The organism is Tenacibaculum sp. A30, from assembly GCF_051200845.1.
Classification (GTDB): Bacteria; Bacteroidota; Bacteroidia; order Flavobacteriales; family Flavobacteriaceae; genus Polaribacter.
Genome location: NZ_CP195160.1, coordinates 557,815 through 575,000 on the forward strand (window position 1 = coordinate 557,815; position 17,186 = coordinate 575,000).

At 35.9% G+C, this 17,186-nt stretch carries 10 protein-coding genes, 2 rRNA genes and 1 riboswitch (1 of these 13 running past the window's edge); of the genes, 2 read left to right on the top strand and 10 right to left on the bottom strand.

Translation table 11 applies throughout. The annotated features are described in order from the left end of the window. Positions 1–92: 92 nt before the first annotated feature. The 5 genes from thrA to msrB all read right to left on the bottom strand — a co-directional run bounded on the left by thrA (position 93) and on the right by msrB (position 7,894). Positions 93–3,491: a bifunctional aspartate kinase/homoserine dehydrogenase I gene (gene thrA / locus ACR9ES_RS02660; protein WP_435255003.1), complete on the bottom strand. Its 3,399-nt coding sequence runs from the start codon at positions 3,489–3,491 to the stop codon at positions 93–95. Positions 3,492–3,621: 130 nt separating this feature from the next. Continuing rightward, the gene (locus ACR9ES_RS02665; RefSeq protein WP_435255004.1) at positions 3,622–4,914 is read right to left on the bottom strand and encodes an O-acetylhomoserine aminocarboxypropyltransferase/cysteine synthase family protein; all 1,293 of its coding nucleotides are present in this window, start codon (positions 4,912–4,914) and stop codon (positions 3,622–3,624) included. 131 nt (positions 4,915–5,045) lie between these two features. Further along, positions 5,046–5,158, bottom strand: a riboswitch (SAM riboswitch). A gap of 184 nt (positions 5,159–5,342) precedes the next feature. Beyond that, entirely contained in the window at positions 5,343–6,908 is a 1,566-nt protein-coding gene (locus ACR9ES_RS02670) for a protein adenylyltransferase SelO (protein ID WP_435255005.1), read from the bottom strand. A 9-nt stretch (positions 6,909–6,917) separates the two neighbouring features. Beyond that, complete coding sequence (gene msrA, locus ACR9ES_RS02675) at positions 6,918–7,445, bottom strand: peptide-methionine (S)-S-oxide reductase MsrA (RefSeq protein ID WP_435255006.1); 528 nt, start codon at positions 7,443–7,445, stop codon at positions 6,918–6,920. A 2-nt stretch (positions 7,446–7,447) separates the two neighbouring features. Then, complete coding sequence (gene msrB, locus ACR9ES_RS02680) at positions 7,448–7,894, bottom strand: peptide-methionine (R)-S-oxide reductase MsrB (RefSeq protein WP_435255619.1); 447 nt, start codon at positions 7,892–7,894, stop codon at positions 7,448–7,450. A gap of 213 nt (positions 7,895–8,107) precedes the next feature. Here msrB and ACR9ES_RS02685 point away from each other — a divergent pair, with 213 nt between their 5' ends. Together ACR9ES_RS02685 and ric are read left to right on the top strand one after the other, a co-directional pair. Then, complete coding sequence (locus tag ACR9ES_RS02685; RefSeq protein WP_435255007.1) at positions 8,108–9,343, top strand: alginate export family protein; 1,236 nt, start codon at positions 8,108–8,110, stop codon at positions 9,341–9,343. A 5-nt stretch (positions 9,344–9,348) separates the two neighbouring features. Then, positions 9,349–10,068, top strand: a complete 720-nt coding sequence (gene ric / locus ACR9ES_RS02690) for an iron-sulfur cluster repair di-iron protein (protein WP_435255008.1) — start codon at positions 9,349–9,351, stop codon at positions 10,066–10,068. 83 nt (positions 10,069–10,151) lie between these two features. Here the strand turns inward: ric and nadB are convergent, their stop codons facing one another. The 5 genes from nadB to ACR9ES_RS02715 all read right to left on the bottom strand — a co-directional run. Continuing rightward, positions 10,152–11,735: an L-aspartate oxidase gene (gene nadB / locus ACR9ES_RS02695; protein ID WP_435255009.1), complete on the bottom strand. Its 1,584-nt coding sequence runs from the start codon at positions 11,733–11,735 to the stop codon at positions 10,152–10,154. A gap of 1 nt (position 11,736) precedes the next feature. Continuing rightward, complete coding sequence (gene nadA / locus ACR9ES_RS02700; protein ID WP_435255010.1) at positions 11,737–12,663, bottom strand: quinolinate synthase NadA; 927 nt, start codon at positions 12,661–12,663, stop codon at positions 11,737–11,739. A 169-nt stretch (positions 12,664–12,832) separates the two neighbouring features. Continuing rightward, entirely contained in the window at positions 12,833–14,116 is a 1,284-nt protein-coding gene (locus tag ACR9ES_RS02705) for an acetyl-CoA hydrolase/transferase family protein (RefSeq protein ID WP_435255011.1), read from the bottom strand. Between the two features lie 241 nt (positions 14,117–14,357). After that, positions 14,358–14,466, bottom strand: a 5S ribosomal RNA gene (gene rrf, locus ACR9ES_RS02710). Positions 14,467–14,622: 156 nt separating this feature from the next. Further along, positions 14,623–17,186, bottom strand: a 23S ribosomal RNA gene (locus ACR9ES_RS02715); it runs 309 nt beyond the window's last position.

Genomic DNA, 17,186 nt, shown 5'->3' on the forward strand with positions numbered 1-17,186 from the left:
TTTTAGATGTTAGACCGCTTCGCTGTTAGAACAAAGAAGTGAGACTCTCTTATTTTTTCTCTCTATTCTCACTTCTTTATTCTCTAGTCTATCTAGTTATTATTCTTTGCTAATCGTAAAATATCTCCAAATACGCCTCTTGCAGTAACTTTTGATCCTGCTCCTGCTCCTTGAATGACAATAGGTTGTGCTCCGTATGACTCTGTATAAATTTCAAAAATTGCATCAGACCCTTTTAAACTTCCTAAAGGCGAACTCTCTGGTACCGATACTAATTTTACATCCAATTCTCCTTTCGATTGTTGTAGATCTCCGTGTAAATCACCAATGTATCTCAGTACATGCTTCTCTTCTTGTGTTTCTTTTTGTTGTTGAAACGTAGTGTCTAGTTTTTCTAAGTTTCCTAAAAACTCATCAGAAGATATTTCTCTATACTCCTCTGGAATCAAATTTTCTATCTGAATATCTTCAAATTCATTTTCTAAATCCAATTCTCGAGCTAAAATCAATAGTTTTCTAGCGACGTCATTTCCACATAAATCTTCACGAGGATCTGGTTCTGTAAATCCTTTATCAATGGCTTCTTGTAACACCCTTGAAAACGGTACGTCTTCCGCAGAATACTTATTAAACAAATAACTTAAAGACCCTGAGAATACTCCTCGAATTCTGGTTATATTCTCTCCTGAATCGTGTAATAGTTTAATCGTATCTATCAACGGTAACCCTGCACCTACATTGGTTTCATACAGGTAACTCTTCTTATTTTTATCTAAGGTTTTTCGTAACTCTTTATAAAAATCGTACGAAACTGTATTGGCTATTTTGTTAGAAGAAACTAAATCGAATCCAGCATTGACTAACGGAATGTAATTCTCAATAAAATCTAAACTCGCCGTATTATCTATTGCGATTAAATTTTCTAAATGATGTTCTTTTGCATAGTCAATTACACTATCAACTGTATGCTCATCTCCTACTGCTTTTTCAAGCTCGTTTGACCAATTTATATCAGCTCCGTTTTTAGTCAACAACACTTTTTTAGAGTTGGCAATGGCAAAAATATTCAGGTGTATTTTACGTCTTTCTAAAATTGATTTTGAGTTCTCTAGAATTTGCTCAATCAAAGTTCCGCCAACTAATCCTTTACCAAAAACAGCAATGTTTATCTTTTTAGCAACCCCAAATACTTGACCGTGAATCACGTTCAACGCCTTGTGTAATTGCTCTTTCTTCACTACCAAACTCACATTTTTACCTGTAATGGTATTGTTAAACAATAACGGAACTATTTGATTCTTAATCAACGCATTGTACGGGTGATGAAACTCGCTTAAATCTTGACCAATTATTGAAATTACCGATACTTCATCTTGAATCGAAATCTGGTTTACATCTTTTGTTTGTATATCGTTTTCAAACTCTTGCTCTAAAGCTTTTACTGCTGCAATTGCATTCGATTTATCTACCACCAAACCAATACCTCTTTCTGATGAACCTTGTGAAATGATACTTACACTAATTCCGTGATTGCTTAACGCCTTAAAAATACGTGCATCTACTCCTACTTTTCCTAACAAACCTCTTCCTTCAAAATTGATCAAAGCAACCTTGTCTAAAACCGATAAAGATTTAATACCTTTTAAAGTTGATTTTGCTGTAATCAATGTCCCATTATCGTTAGGATTGAAGGTATTTAAAATTCGAAGATTGATGTTCTTCTCTAACAACGGAATAATGGTTTTAGCATGTAAAATGTTCGCTCCGAAGTTTGCCAATTCATTCGCTTCAGAATATGATAATACTTCTATTTTCTTAGCATCAGCAACCAAATCAGGGTTTGCAGTAAAAATTCCATCTACATGTGTGTAGTTTTGCAACTCTTCAGCATCTAAATAGTTTGCTAACAACGAAGCTGTATAATTACTTCCGTTTCTACCTAAAGTAGTAGTTTCATTTTTTAAATTCGACGCTATAAATCCTGCTACTACATTCACTGTTGTTCCGTTGTGTTGCTTAAAGTGATTTAACACATTTTCTTTAGAAACTTCAACAATCGATTGCCCTTTTCCAACTATCTCATCTGTTTTTAACAACGCTCTTGAATCCGTTGCATGCGCTTTAATTCCTTTTTGCTGCAACAAGTCGGTTACCGTTTTTATAGACAATAACTCACCTTGTGCTAGTACTTCATCCTTTATTTTTTGACTATAATCACCTAACAAGCTCACTCCTTCAAACAACTTTTCTAAGCGATTAAATTCCGTAGAAAAATCTACCAACGGAGTTAATTTGGTTTGCTCAAATCGAAACGCCTCTAATTGTTCTTTAAAAGTTTCATTTTTAGCGGCTTTTTCTAACAGATCTTCCAACTCATCCGTAGCATTTCCTCTTGCAGATACTACTACAGCTATTTTTTCTCCTTCATTAATTTTCTGTTCTATGATAGATACTACATTTTGTATTCCTTCATTCGACAAAGATTTTCCGCCAAACTTTAAAATTTTCATTCTCTTATTTGTTGATTTTTGATTGAATATCGGTTCAATAATTTTTTCTAATTGCTTATACTCTATTAAAAAAGCATCATGCCCATGATCTGAATTAATCTCATTATAGGTTACATTCGCATGAGATGATGCCAGTTGTTTGTGTGTTTCTCTGTTTTCTTCCGCAGTAAAAAACAAATCGGAATCTACGCCAACAATATGGATGTCTGCTTCGATGGTTTCTAATACATCCAACCCTTCTCTTCCCTTGGTTACATCGATGGTTTTTAATAACTGATTCATCAATTTGTAAGAAGCTAATTGGTAGCGCTCTTGTAACTTTTTTCCATGGTGTAACAACCAACTTTCTACATTAAAAAGCGTGGATTCTTCATTTTTTGAACGCTGAAAACGTTTTTTAAACGATTCTGGTGTTCTGTAACACAACATGGCATGCATACGTGCATCGTGTACCGGATTGCTAGAATTGGTTAAAAATTGTTCTTGTATTTGACAATTCGCTATCAACCAATCGGTCGATTTCCAATCAGTCGCTACTGGAATAAAATGCTCGGTAATTTTCGGATTCATCACGGCCATTTCCCACGCAATCCCACCTCCTAAAGAACCTCCTATCAATGCAAATAGCTTTTCAATTTGCAACTGTTGTAGTCCTTGTAAAAAGATGTTGGCAATATCGCGTGCTTCAAAACTTTTATAGTTATCAATTAAAAAATCGTCATACCCATTTCCCGGTATGTTAAAGCACAAAATGGTATACTCATTAGTATTAATAACCTTGTTTTCTCCTATTAAATCTTGCCACCAACCTTCGGCTCCAGCAACATTGCTATTTCCTGTAAGTGCATGGTTAATCAATACCACAGGAGCGGTACCTAATGCTTTTCCGAAAACTTGATAGCTCAACGGAATTGTATCGAATTGTGTACCGCTTGTGGTGGTATAACTAAGAATATGTATGTGTTGTAAATCGCTTTTCATTACCGATATTTTTGGGCGTTACCCTAAAGGGTCGGGCTTTCCGTTTCAATCTTTTTATATTGCTTTCTTCGACAAGCTCAGAATGACAACACAAAAAGGATTTCCACTTCAATCCCTAACGCGGGGTGTTTTAAGCCAATATTTCTTTAGAAATTTTAGCAAATGCTTCTTGTAAATCGGTTTTTAAATCTTCAATATTTTCCAAACCAACCGATAAACGGATTAAGTCTTTTGTTACTCCTGCATTTCCTTGTGCTTCATCACTTAATTGTTGGTGTGTAGTACTCGCTGGATGAATAATTAAGGATTTAGTATCTCCAATATTTGCTAGTAATAAGAACAATTTTGTGTTATCGGCAATCGTTTTAGCGGCTTCGTAACCTCCTTTAACACCAAAAGTTACCAATCCACTTTGACCTTTTGGTAAGTATTCATCTGCTAAAGCTTTGTATTGGTTTCCTTCCAGTCCTGGATAATTTACCCAAGCAACTTCTTCTTGCTCTTGTAACCATTTCGCTAATTCCAAAGCACTTTCACTATGCTTTTTAATTCGCACGTCTAAGGTTTCCAATCCTTGGATAATATTAAAAGCATTTGTAGGACTTAAAGCGCCACCAAAATCACGTAATCCTTCTAAAATTAATTTAAACGTGTACGATGCTACTCCTAAAGCTTCGTGGTATACCAATCCGTGATATCCTGCTGAAGGCTCTGTAAACTCAGGAAACTTTCCATTTGCCCAGTTAAAAGTTCCTGCATCAATAATGGCTCCACCTAACGAATTTCCTTGTCCGCCAATATATTTTGTTAATGAGTGAATTACAATATTCGCTCCGTGTTCAATCGGATTTAACAAAGCTGGAGTTGCTACGGTATTATCTACAATAAAAGGAACTTCTGCTTTTTCAGCGTGAGCAGAAATCGCTTTTAAATCCAATACATCTAACTTCGGATTCCCTAAAGATTCTACGAAGAAAGCCCTGGTATTCTCTTGTACTGCTCCTTCAAAATTATCAGGGTTTGAAGCATCTACAAAGGTTGTGGTAATTCCTAATCTTGGGAGAGTAACATTTAATAAATTGTAGGTTCCGCCGTACAAACTACTCGAAGCTACAATATGATCTCCTGCTTTTAACAAGGTTAATAATCCTGTTGAAATTGCTGCCGTACCCGAAGCAAAAACTACAGCGCCAATACCACCTTCAATAGCAGCTAAACGATCTTGTAAAATTTGATTGGTTGGGTTGTTTAATCGGGTATAAATAAACCCGAGTTCCTTTAACGAAAATAAATTTGCTGCATGTTCTGCATCGTTAAAAACATACGACGTAGTTTGATAAATTGGAACTGCTCGCGTTCCACTTGTTTGTGTTACATCGTGACCTGAATGCAACGCATTTGTTGCGAATTTTTGTGTACTCATTTTTCTTGTTTTTTGAGTTAATAAAAAATTAAACCAAAAGCCAAAACACATCTTTGTTAGATGTTGCTTACTAGAAAAATGTTATTAAGAAATTATAAGGAGCTTCTTGTAGTTATTAAAGAAACTTCTTTGGGTTATCTATCCTCGAGTTTTGCACTCTGGTAGAATTTAGCACCTTCTTTATTTTCATAAAGGGTTGCTAAGGCTTCATAGGGTCTAATCCCTCCACCTTTCTTGATAACATCGTCAATAAGTGTTTGAACTTTTACGAGCACAAATATTTAATTATAAAAATGGATTTTCCAAATTTATTTTGAATTTTATTGAAAAAATCTTTTTGAATTATTTTTAAAACAAAAAATAAAAACACTCAAAACCAGCAACTTAAAAACAATAACTTAAATAATTTGTTTAACACCTGTTTTATCTTAAGAACTACAAGATAACATGGAGCATCCTACTTTATTTCGAGCCCATTCTGGTCGTTTTGCAAACCATTTTTCGTTTTCTGCTTGCTCATCGTAGGGATTTTTAAGGAGCAAATATAACTCATTTAACAGCGAATAATTTCCTTTATCAGCATCATCTATTGCTAGTTGAGCCATATAATTTCGAAGTACATATTTCGGATTTACAGCATTCATTTTAGTCACCTTCTCCTCATTTGAAACAGTTTCACTTTGCAATCTATCCAAGTAATTTTGAAACCAAGTTTCCCAAAATAATTTAACTTCATCAACAATTTCTGATGGTGTATAAAATGCTTTTTCTATTTTTTTGATGGCATTTTCAACTGTATCTTCTTTTGAAATTTCTGCCAATAATCGGAAAAAAATAGTCATATCCGTTTCTGTTTTTTGAAGTACTTCTTCAAGATCTGAAACTAATTTTCCATCTGATTCATTTGAAGAAAAAAGCCCTAATTTATCTCGCATCATTTGCATATACTTTTCAGGAAATTTCTCTTGATAATATTCCAAAACAGCCTCTAAAGGTTTAGCTTCTTCAATTAGAAGATACAAGGCATTTGCTAGCTGGTATAAATTCCATAAAACTATTTCTGGTTGCGAACCATATCGATAACGTTTGTGGGTATTATCGGTGGTATTTGGCGTCCACCCATGGTCATAACCTTCTAACCATCCGTAAGGACCATAATCAATAGTTAACCCAAGAATCGACATGTTATCAGTATTCATTACTCCATGTACAAATCCAACGCGCTGCCAATGAATCACCATTTCTAAACTGCGATCTGCAACTTCTTTAAAAAAAGAAATATACGTTTCTTTGGAAGGTTTTCCTAAATGAGAAAAACGATGAGTAATCGTATAATCTACCAGTGTTTTCAAGGTTTTCACATCTCCTCTAGCTGCTAAAATTTGATAGTTTCCAAAGCGCAAAAAAGATTCGGCGGTTCTACATACAATAGCTCCTTTTTCGTAGGCTGCATTTCCGTTGTACATCACATCTCTTAACACCTGATCTCCCGACAATGCCAACGACAAAGCTCTTGTAGTAGGTACACCTAAATGATGCATGGCTTCGCTACACAAATACTCACGAATAGAAGATCGCAATACCGCCAATCCATCTGCCGTACGTGAATACGGTGTTTCTCCAGCTCCTTTTAATTGTAATGCCCAGTTTTTATTTTTATGAACTGTCTCAAACAAATTAATAGCCCTTCCATCTCCTAACTGACCTGCCCAATGCCCAAACTGGTGTCCTCCATAACACATTGCATATGGTTCTGTATTCGGATACACTTTATTACCTGTAAATACATTTTTAAACTCTTCGGAAGTTATTTCCTCTGCTGAAAGCCCTAATTCTTTTGCCATTTCATCAGAAACATGTAAAACTTTAGGGTTGGAAGTTTTTTTAGGTGTTACATACGAAAAACAAGCTCCTGTTACCTGTCTTCTTGTATTTTCTTGAATTGGATCCGAAGGTAATTCGTTTGTAAAGGTATTTTGTATATTGAATTTCAACACGTTTTATTATTCTTTTAATTTGCTTGCATGCAGTTTTCTCAGTTTAGCCAACTTAGGAGAAATCACTGCTGCACAATACATCTGTTCTTTGTTGTTTTCGTAATAATTTTGGTGATATTCTTCCGCAGCATGAAATGTAGTAGCTGGACTAACTTCTGTAACAATAGTACTTTCAAAATAAGGTTTTAACTCCTTAATTACTTGTTCTGCTATTGCTCGTTGTTCATCAGAATGATAAAAAATAACCGAACGATATTGAGTTCCTACATCGGCTCCTTGTCTATTTAAAGTTGTAGGATCGTGACTCGTCATAAAAATCACCAATAGCTCTTCATAACTTATAATCTCAGGATTATACGTTACTTGAATTACTTCTGCATGTCCTGTTAATCCAGAACATACTTCTCTATAGGTTGGTGTACCTGGAACAGTTCCTCCCATATAACCAGAAACTACTTTCTCTACACCTTTTATTTGGTTAAAAATGGCTTCAACACACCAAAAACAACCACCTCCAACAGTTAATACTTCCATATTTATTCGGTATCTAATATCATTGATGCAGAGTTGATACAATAACGTAAGCCACTTGGTTCTGGTCCATCAGGAAAAACATGACCTAAATGCGCATCGCAAGTATTGCACATCACTTCTACTCGCACCATACCAAAAGTAGTGTCTTTTTCATATTGAATGACATTTTCTTTAATGGGTTGTGTAAAACTAGGCCAACCAGTACCTGAACTAAATTTAATCGTTGAATCAAACAAAGGAGTACCACAACATACACATTTATACTTACCTGCATCGTACACACTACATAAAGCTCCGGAATTTGGTCGCTCTGTTCCTTTTTCTCTTGTTATTCTAAATTGTTCAGGAGTTAGTATTGCTGCCCATTCTTCAGGAGTTTTTTCTACTCTGCTATCAGGTGTTGGATTTCCGTTTACAGCAAAGTAAATAATATCTTTCCAAGTTAATATTTTATCGCTCATTCCTAAAAATTCTATTATTATCTTATTAGTAGCTTCTTTTTATTACTACTTACAAATCTATGATTCATTATTAACTATACTCATTTTAATTTCTATTATTTATAAAGGATGTTTTTATCCTTTTTTACATCTACCTGATTTTTATCATGTTTTATCCTAGCATTTATCTAGAAATTTGGGGTAATGGTAATTTAAAAAATCATGAAAACACTAAAAATACTAATAGCATTCCTCTTTTTTGCTACTTCTACAACATTTGCTCAATTAACAATTGATGCAGAACTACGCCCTCGTGCTGAATATAGACATGGATTTAAAACTTTATTTCCCGATAATGCTAATCCTGCTCTTTTTGTTTCTCAAAGAACTCGACTTAATACTACTTATAAAACTGAAAAACTAAACTTTTATCTTAGTTTTCAAGATGTAAGAGTTTGGGGAGATGTTCCGCAACTAAATACTGCTGATAATAATGGTTTAAGTGTACACCAAGCTTGGGGGGAACTATTATTAGATGCTAATTTTTCTGTAAAACTAGGTCGTCAAGAAGTAATTTATGACGATAGCAGAATTTTTGGTAATGTCAACTGGGCTCAACAAGGTCGTAGCCACGATATGGCAATGTTGAAGTATGCAAAAAATGATTTTAAGCTTGATATTGGTTTGGCTTTCAATCAATCTAGTGAAAATTTAACAGGTACAGATTTAACTACACCAAATACTTATAAAGCAATGCAATATGCATGGTTGCATAAAGACTGGAGTGACTTTTCTGGTAGTTTTCTGTTTTTAAACAACGGAATGCAATCTCCTAACGGACTTAAGTATAGTCAAACCCTAGGAACACATTTAACCTTTAAAAAAGATAAGTTCAATATTGCTACCAACTTGTATTATCAATTAGGAAATGATGCTTTGGATAGAGAATTAAGTGCTTACTTACTTGGTTTAGAAGCTATGTTTAAGGCTTCTGACAAAACAAAAGTTGGTTTAGGTGTTGAATTGCAAAGTGGGAACGATTACAACACTCCTACTGATGAAAACAACGCTTTTACTCCTTTTTATGGAACAAATCATAAGTTTAATGGTTTTATGGATTATTTCTACGTAGGAAATCATATAAACAGTGTTGGTTTACTAGACCTATATGCCAAAGCTAACTTTACATTAAATTCTAAATCTGGATTAACAGCTTTTGTTCATAATTTTTCTGCAGCTGCAGATATTAGCAACTCTGTTTCTAATCAATTAGGTACAGAAATAGATCTTGTATATAACTATACTTTTACAAAAGATATTGGCTTTAAAGCTGGATACTCTCACTTATTTCCTTCTGAAGGATTGGAAGTTTTAAAAGCAAACTCAGATAACAATACGAATAACTGGGCTTGGGTTATGGTAACTATTAAACCAACTTTATTTACATCTAAAAACTAAAAATCATGGTAATATCTAGTAACAAAACAGTGGCTGATTATGTGACTGAAAATATAAAAACAGCACATATTTTTAAGAAACACGGAATTGATTTTTGCTGTGGAGGTGGTATAACAATTGAAAAAGCCTGCACAAAAAATAATGTAGATCAAGTAACTCTTGAAAAAGAGCTTGCTGAAGTAGACGTTGTAAAAGATCTTATTGAAGATTATGATAAATGGGAATTGAATTTTTTAATGATTTATATTGAAAATGTTCATCATACATATATTAGAGAAAGTCTTCCTATCATTTCACAATACGCTAATAAAGTTGCTAAAGTACACGGACATCATTATGTTGAAGTAGTAGAAATAAATCAGCTGTTTCATAAGGCTGCTAATGAGCTTTTATCGCATATGCAAAAAGAAGAACAGGTCTTATTTCCTTTTATAAAACAATTAGTAAAAGCAGAAAAACAAGGAAAGGAAAATACAACACTTTCTTTTGGAACTGTTATCAACCCTATACTAATGATGGAACACGAGCATGAAAGTGCTGGAAATATTTTTAAAGAAATAACAAGGCTGTCTAATAATTACACTCCTCCAAAAGAAGCTTGTAATACTTTTAAAGCGTTATATGCCAAGTTAGAAGAATTTGAACAAGATTTATACAAACATATACATCTAGAAAATAATATTTTACATCCTAAAGCTATTTTACTGGAAAAGAGTATTTCATAATAGATGTTACAATAGAAAACAGCGTAACAAAACATATAAGTTTTAGTACGCTGTTTTTTTTAAATATTTTATTTATCTAGACGTTAGTTATTACTAGTAACTAAAATATTGTTGTGCTCATTATCAATATTAAAATAACCTCCTTTATTTTCTTTTCGCTCTAAAGATTGATTAATAATTAAATGCGCTACATTTATCATATTCCGTAATTCACAAAGCGCTGTGTTTACCTTCGAAATTTTATATAACTCTTCTACTTCTTGGTATATACTATTAAGCTTTGTTTTGGCTTCTTTCAATTCATTATTACTACGAGCTATACCTACATAATTTCTCATAAGTGATTGCAACTTTTCTAAATTATGCTGTATCAATACATCGCTATTCGGCACCTCTGTTCCACTATCAATCCACTCTGGAATTTTTACTTCATAAAATACCGTTGAATTACTTGTTAAGTAGTTAAAAATGTTATGTGAATACACCAACGCTTCTAAAAGAGAATTAGAAGCCAACCTATTAGCACCATGTAACCCTGTTCTTGAACATTCGCCACAAGAAAACAAATTATTGACACTTGTTCTTCCGTAGGTATCAACCTCAATTCCACCACACACATAATGTGATGCTGGTACTACAGGAATCCAATCTTTACTAATGTCAATTTGTAAATCTTTACATTTTTGATAAATATTAGGGAAATGCTTTTTAAACTCTGTAATATCTAGATGCGTGCAATCTAAATACACATGGGGTTCTCCATATATTTTTAGTTCCTTATCAATACTTTGCGATACAATGTCTCGAGATGCTAATTCTGCTCTTTCATCATAAGTAAACATAAACCTATCTCCTTGTTTATTTCGAAGATAAGCTCCAAAACCTCTAACTGCTTCAGAAATTAGGAATAAAGAGGCTCCTTCTTCGTTATACAATGCTGTTGGATGAAACTGTATAAACTCCATATCTCTTATACGCGCTTTCGCTCTGTATGCCATGGCAATTCCGTCTCCTGTAGCAATTGCGGGGTTCGTCGTATGTCCGTAAACCTTACCTATACCTCCAGAAGCCAATAACGTGTACTTTGCTTGTATTGTATTGATTGTATTGTCATTTTCATTCAACACATAGGCTCCATAACATGTTAATTCTTTCTCTTGAACTACTTTTACATGATGTTGAGTAATTAAATCGATAACAAAATGATGCGATAATATCGTTATATTTTCTAGCTGATGTATACGTTTTAGTAATGTTTTTGTTATCTCGTACCCAGTAATATCTTTGTGATGTACTACTCTATATTCTGAATGACCTCCTTCTTTTCCTAAATCATAATTTCCGTTGGAATTGGTATCGAAGTTTGCTCCCCAATCCACCAATTCTTGCAATCGTTTAGGTCCTTCTTTTACCACCATTTTTACAACGGATTTATCACAAAGGCCATCTCCTGCAATTAACGTATCTTGAATGTGTTTTTGAAAAGAATCTTCACAATTATCAATCACCACAGCAACACCTCCTTGTGCATACTTGGTATTAGATTCTTCTTTTTCTCCTTTAGTTACAATAAGTACCTTTTTATGGGGAAAATGTTCAGCAATTTTAATTGCAAAAGTTAAACCAGCTACTCCTGATCCGATAACTAAATAATCCGTAGTAATCATTTTAATTAGAAAGTTCTAACATTCGTTCAATAGGAATTAAAGCTCTTTTACGTGTATTTTCTGGTACTTCAATTTGCGGAGTTTCATTTAACAAACAATTATATAACTTCTGTATCGTATTTACTTTCATATACGCACATTCGCTACAAGCACAAGTATTATCTTCTTTAGCAGGAGCTGGAATCAATTCGGTATTTGGAACTTCTTGTTGCATTTTATGTAGAATTCCTGCTTCGGTAGCTACTATAAATTTTTCATCTGCATGTTCTTTAACGTAATTAATCATTCCTGCTGTAGAACCAATATAAGTCGCTGTTTTTAAAATATGTTCTTCAGATTCTGGATGTGCGATAATTTTATAATCTGGATACTTTTTATGCAATTGAATTAATTTTTCTATCGAAAATGCTTCATGCACCACACAGCTTCCATCCCAAAGTACCATATCTCTACCTGTTTTTTGCATGATATACTTTCCTAAATTTCTATCTGGAGCAAAAATAATTGGGGTTTCTTCAGGAATAGATTCCACTATTTTTAAGGCATTTGAGGAAGTACAAACGATATCGGTTAACGCTTTTACTTCTGCACTACAATTAACATAAGTTACTACCGTATGGTTTGGATGTGCTTTTATAAATGCTTCAAATGCTTCTGGCGGACAAGATTCTGCTAAAGAACAACCTGCATTTAAATCTGGTAAAAGCACTTTTTTAGTCGGATTTAAAATCTTAGCAGTTTCTGCCATAAAATGAACACCTGCAAAAACAATAATACTAGCATCTGTTTCCGCTGCTTTTTGCGATAAACCTAAACTATCTCCTACATAATCTGCTATTTCTTGTATCGCCGGCTCTTGATAATAATGCGCCAATATCACAGCATTTTTCTCCTTTTTTAGTCTTTGAATTTCCTCTATAATGTCCATCTATTTTTATTTTTAGCAGTAACAAAAATAACATTGAGGGTATAAGAAAAATATGATTTAAATCATCTTTGTTCCTATTAACAAGACGGTTTTAAAAAAGATAAAAACTTCTAAAAAGAAGGTCTTTTTAATAAAAAAGGGAGTACTTAGATACTCCCCTCCCTTTTCTTTATAGTTTTTTAAATCGGTTAAAAGCTTCCCTTTCTAACTCCTCTCTAAAATTAGGATGCGCTATAGAAATTAGTGCTTTTGCTCTTTCTTTTAAACTTTTTCCAAACAAGTTAACAACTCCGTATTCTGTAGCAACATAATGCACATGCGCTCTTGTAGTAGTTACACTTGCTCCTTCTTTTAAAAATGGGGTAATTTTAGAAACTCCTTTGGTAGTAATAGAAGGCATTGCTATAATAGCCTTTCCTCCTTTTGATAAAGAAGCTCCTCTAATAAAATCCATTTGACCACCAACTCCAGAATATTGGTATTGCCCAATTGTATCGGCACAAACTTGTCCTGTTAAATCAATTTCAATAGCACTGTTTATTGCGGTTACTTTCGGATTTCTCTTAATAATAGAAGTATCATTTGTATAACCTGCTTCTTTAAAGTGTACTAAAGGATTATCGTCTATAAAATCGTATAATTTTTGTGAACCTACAGCAAAACAAGTTACTATCTTTCCTGTTTTAATTTCTTTTTCTTCACCAGTAATTACACCTCTTTCTATTAATGGTAATACTCCATCAGAAAACATTTCGGTGTGAATTCCTAAACGTTGATGATTGGTTAAGTTATGCAATACTGCATTTGGTATATTTCCAATTCCCATTTGTAATGTAGCTCCATCTTCAATCAATCCTGCTACATTTTTTCCTATTTTAGTTTCTATTTCAGAAGGAGTTCCTGAAACAGATTCGTGTATTGGTGTATTTACTTCAACAGCATAATCGATATTACTTACATGAATAATTCCGTCTCCATGAGTTCTAGGTACATTCGGATTTACCAAAGCAATCACTTTTTTAGCAGTTTGAATAGCAGGTAATGTAATATCAACTGATGTACCTAACGAGCAATAACCGTGCTTATCTGGCGGAGAAACCTGAATAAAAGCTACATCTAACTCGTAAATATTACGACGGAATAACCAGTGAATTTCGCTTAAAAAGATAGGAATATAATCTCCATTATTCGTATTTACTCCTTTCCTAACATTATCGCCTACAAAACAACTTATAAGCTTAAAAGACTTACTATAAGGCTCTTCTAAATATTTAGCATTACCATGCGTATGGATTTGAATTATTTCTACATTTGATAGCTCTTGATAGCGATTACATAAACTATCTATTAATAAATTAGGAGTCATTGCTGCTCCTTGAAAAAAGATTTTATTATTTGATTGTACAGATGCTACCGCTTCTTCAACAGTAACCATACTCAATTTATTTGCCATGAATTTTTAGTTTTAAAATACAAAGATCCATATATAATTAAGTTAAATGAATGACAAAAATCATACATAGGCTTATTTTTAAGTAAAACAAAAGCATATTTTATAGGTTTTTCTAGGGTTTTCTTTCATAGCTATTCTAAAGTTACCTTTAATAGAATTCTCTATTACGGATATGCTATGATATTCTAAAAAAAAGTGCAAAAAAAAACCTCAATCTAGTAAAAGATTGAGGTTTGTTAAAGAAAGGCAACGACCTACTCTCCCACCAGTGGCAGTACCATCGGCGCTAATGGGCTTAACTTCTCTGTTCGGAATGGTAAGAGGTGAGCCCCATTGCGATAATCACCTTAAATCGTTGCTATTAGCCTGTAGCTCTTAGCTTTTGGCTTATAGCGCAGCTTCGCTGCAAATAAGTTAACATATTAGTAAAATCATATCATAAATCTTTCAAAGAGTTCTGCGCCCCTCTAGTTATCCTCCCCCTTCGGGGGAGCTAGAGGGGGCTTGTACATAAGCCTATGGGTTATTAGTACTACTCAGCTACATACATTACTGCACTTACACTTATAGCCTATCAACGTGGTGATCTTCCACGACCCTTTAAAGAAATCTCATCTTGTGGTGGGTTTCGCGCTTATATGCTTTCAGCGCTTATCCCTTCCCGACGTAGCTACTCTGCAGTGCCCCTGGCGAGACAACAGATACACTAGAGGTCAGTCCAACTCGGTCCTCTCGTACTAAAGTCAGATCCACTCAAATTTCTAACGCCCACAGCAGATAGAGACCGAACTGTCTCACGACGTTCTGAACCCAGCTCGCGTGCCACTTTAATGGGCGAACAGCCCAACCCTTGGGACCTTCTCCAGCCCCAGGATGTGACGAGCCGACATCGAGGTGCCAAACCCCCCCGTCGATGTGAGCTCTTGGGGGAGATCAGCCTGTTATCCCCGGAGTACCTTTTATCCTTTGAGCGATGGCCCTTCCATGCGGAACCACCGGATCACTATGCTCTACTTTCGTACCTGATCGACCTGTATGTCTCTCAGTCAAGCTCCCTTATGCCATTGCACTCTACGCACGGTTACCAAGCGTGCTGAGGGAACCTTTAGAAGCCTCCGTTACTCTTTTGGAGGCGACCACCCCAGTCAAACTACCCACCACGCACTGTTCTCATTGCTGAGTTAGGCTCTAGATAAGCAAAGGGTGGTATTTCAAGGATGACTCCACAACGCCTAGCGACGCTGCTTCAAAGTCTCCCACCTATCCTACACATTACTTATCCAAAGTCAATACGAAGCTATAGTAAAGGTTCACGGGGTCTTTTCGTCCCGCTGCGGGTAATCGGCATCTTCACCGATACTACAATTTCACCGAGCTCATGGCTGAGACAGTATCCAGATCGTTGCACCATTCGTGCAGGTCGGAACTTACCCGACAAGGAATTTCGCTACCTTAGGACCGTTATAGTTACGGCCGCCGTTTACTGGGGCTTCATTTGATTGCTTCGCCGAAGCTAACAACTCCACTTAACCTTCCAGCACCGGGCAGGTGTCAGGCCTTATACATCATCTTTCAATTTAGCAAAGCCCTGTGTTTTTGATAAACAGTCGCCTGGATCTTTTCACTGCGGCCAACATTGCTGTTGGCGACTCTTCTCCCGAAGTTACGAGTCTATTTTGCCTAGTTCCTTAGCCATGAATCTCTCGAGCACCTTAGAATTCTCATCCCAACTACCTGTGTCGGTTTACGGTACGGGTTCTTATAACCTGAAGCTTAGAGGTTTTTCTTGGAAGTTTTTAGGCACACTATCCACGCATCCGAAGACTTGTGGTACTATCACACTTCAGCTAAACCGGCGGATTTGCCTACCAGTCTAATACCTAAATGTTTCAACGAACTATTCCGTCAGTTCGCGGTGCTTTCACTACTCCGTCACCCCATCGCAGTTATAAGAAGTACAGGAATATTAACCTGTTGTCCATCGACTACTCCCTTCGGATTCGCCTTAGGTCCCGACTAACCCTCAGCTGATTAGCATCGCTGAGGAAACCTTAGTCTTTCGGTGAGGGGGTTTCTCGCCCCCTTTATCGTTACTTATGCCTACATTTTCTTTTCTATACGTTCCAGCATGCCTCACAGCACACCTTCAGCACATATAGAATGCTCCCCTACCACTTTTAAAAGTCCATAGCTTCGGTAATATGTTTATGCCCGATTATTATCCATGCTCGACCGCTCGACTAGTGAGCTGTTACGCACTCTTTAAATGAATGGCTGCTTCCAAGCCAACATCCTAGCTGTCTGGGCAGTCAAACCTCGTTTTTTCAACTTAACATATATTTGGGGACCTTAGCTGATGGTCTGGGTTCTTTCCCTCTCGGACATGGACCTTAGCACCCATGCCCTCACTGCTGAAAAACATTTTATAGCATTCGGAGTTTGTCAGGAATTGGTAGGCGGTGAAGCCCCCGCATCCAATCAGTAGCTCTACCTCTATAAAACTTTTATTCAACGCTGCACCTAAATGCATTTCGGGGAGTACGAGCTATTTCCGAGTTTGATTGGCCTTTCACCCCTACCCACAGGTCATCCAAAGACTTTTCAACGTCAACTGGTTCGGTCCTCCACTGTGTGTTACCACAGCTTCAACCTGCCCATGGGTAGATCACTCGGTTTCGCGTCTACTACTACTAACTAATCGCGCCCTATTCAGACTCGCTTTCGCTTCGGCTCCGATCCTTAAAATCTTAACCTTGCTAGTAACAGTAACTCGTAGGCTCATTATGCAAAAGGCACGCCGTCACACAGTTAATGTGCTTCGACCGCTTGTAGGCGTACGGTTTCAGGTTCTCTTTCACTCCCTTACTTAGGGTTCTTTTCACCTTTCCCTCACGGTACTAGTTCACTATCGGTCTTTCAGGAGTATTTAGCCTTACCGGATGGTCCCGGTGGATTCATACAGGATTACACGTGTCCCGCACTACTCAGGGTACTGCTATATCCTCTTCGATTACCTGTACGAGACTATCACTCTCTTCGGTTCGTCTTTCCAAACGATTCCAGTTCTCTT

Bases quoted from the DNA above. Each gene is read 5' to 3' on its own strand.
- thrA (WP_435255003.1), bottom strand. From the start codon at position 3,491: ATGAAAAGCGATTTACAACACATACATATTCTTAGTTATACCACCACA.
- ACR9ES_RS02665 (WP_435255004.1), bottom strand. From the start codon at position 4,914: ATGAGTACACAAAAATTCGCAACAAATGCGTTGCATTCAGGTCACGAT.
- msrA (WP_435255006.1), bottom strand. From the start codon at position 7,445: ATGGAAGTATTAACTGTTGGAGGTGGTTGTTTTTGGTGTGTTGAAGCC.
- ACR9ES_RS02685 (WP_435255007.1), top strand. From the start codon at position 8,108: ATGAAAACACTAAAAATACTAATAGCATTCCTCTTTTTTGCTACTTCT.
- ric (WP_435255008.1), top strand. From the start codon at position 9,349: ATGGTAATATCTAGTAACAAAACAGTGGCTGATTATGTGACTGAAAAT.
- nadB (WP_435255009.1), bottom strand. From the start codon at position 11,735: ATGATTACTACGGATTATTTAGTTATCGGATCAGGAGTAGCTGGTTTA.
- nadA (WP_435255010.1), bottom strand. From the start codon at position 12,663: ATGGACATTATAGAGGAAATTCAAAGACTAAAAAAGGAGAAAAATGCT.
- ACR9ES_RS02705 (WP_435255011.1), bottom strand. From the start codon at position 14,116: ATGGCAAATAAATTGAGTATGGTTACTGTTGAAGAAGCGGTAGCATCT.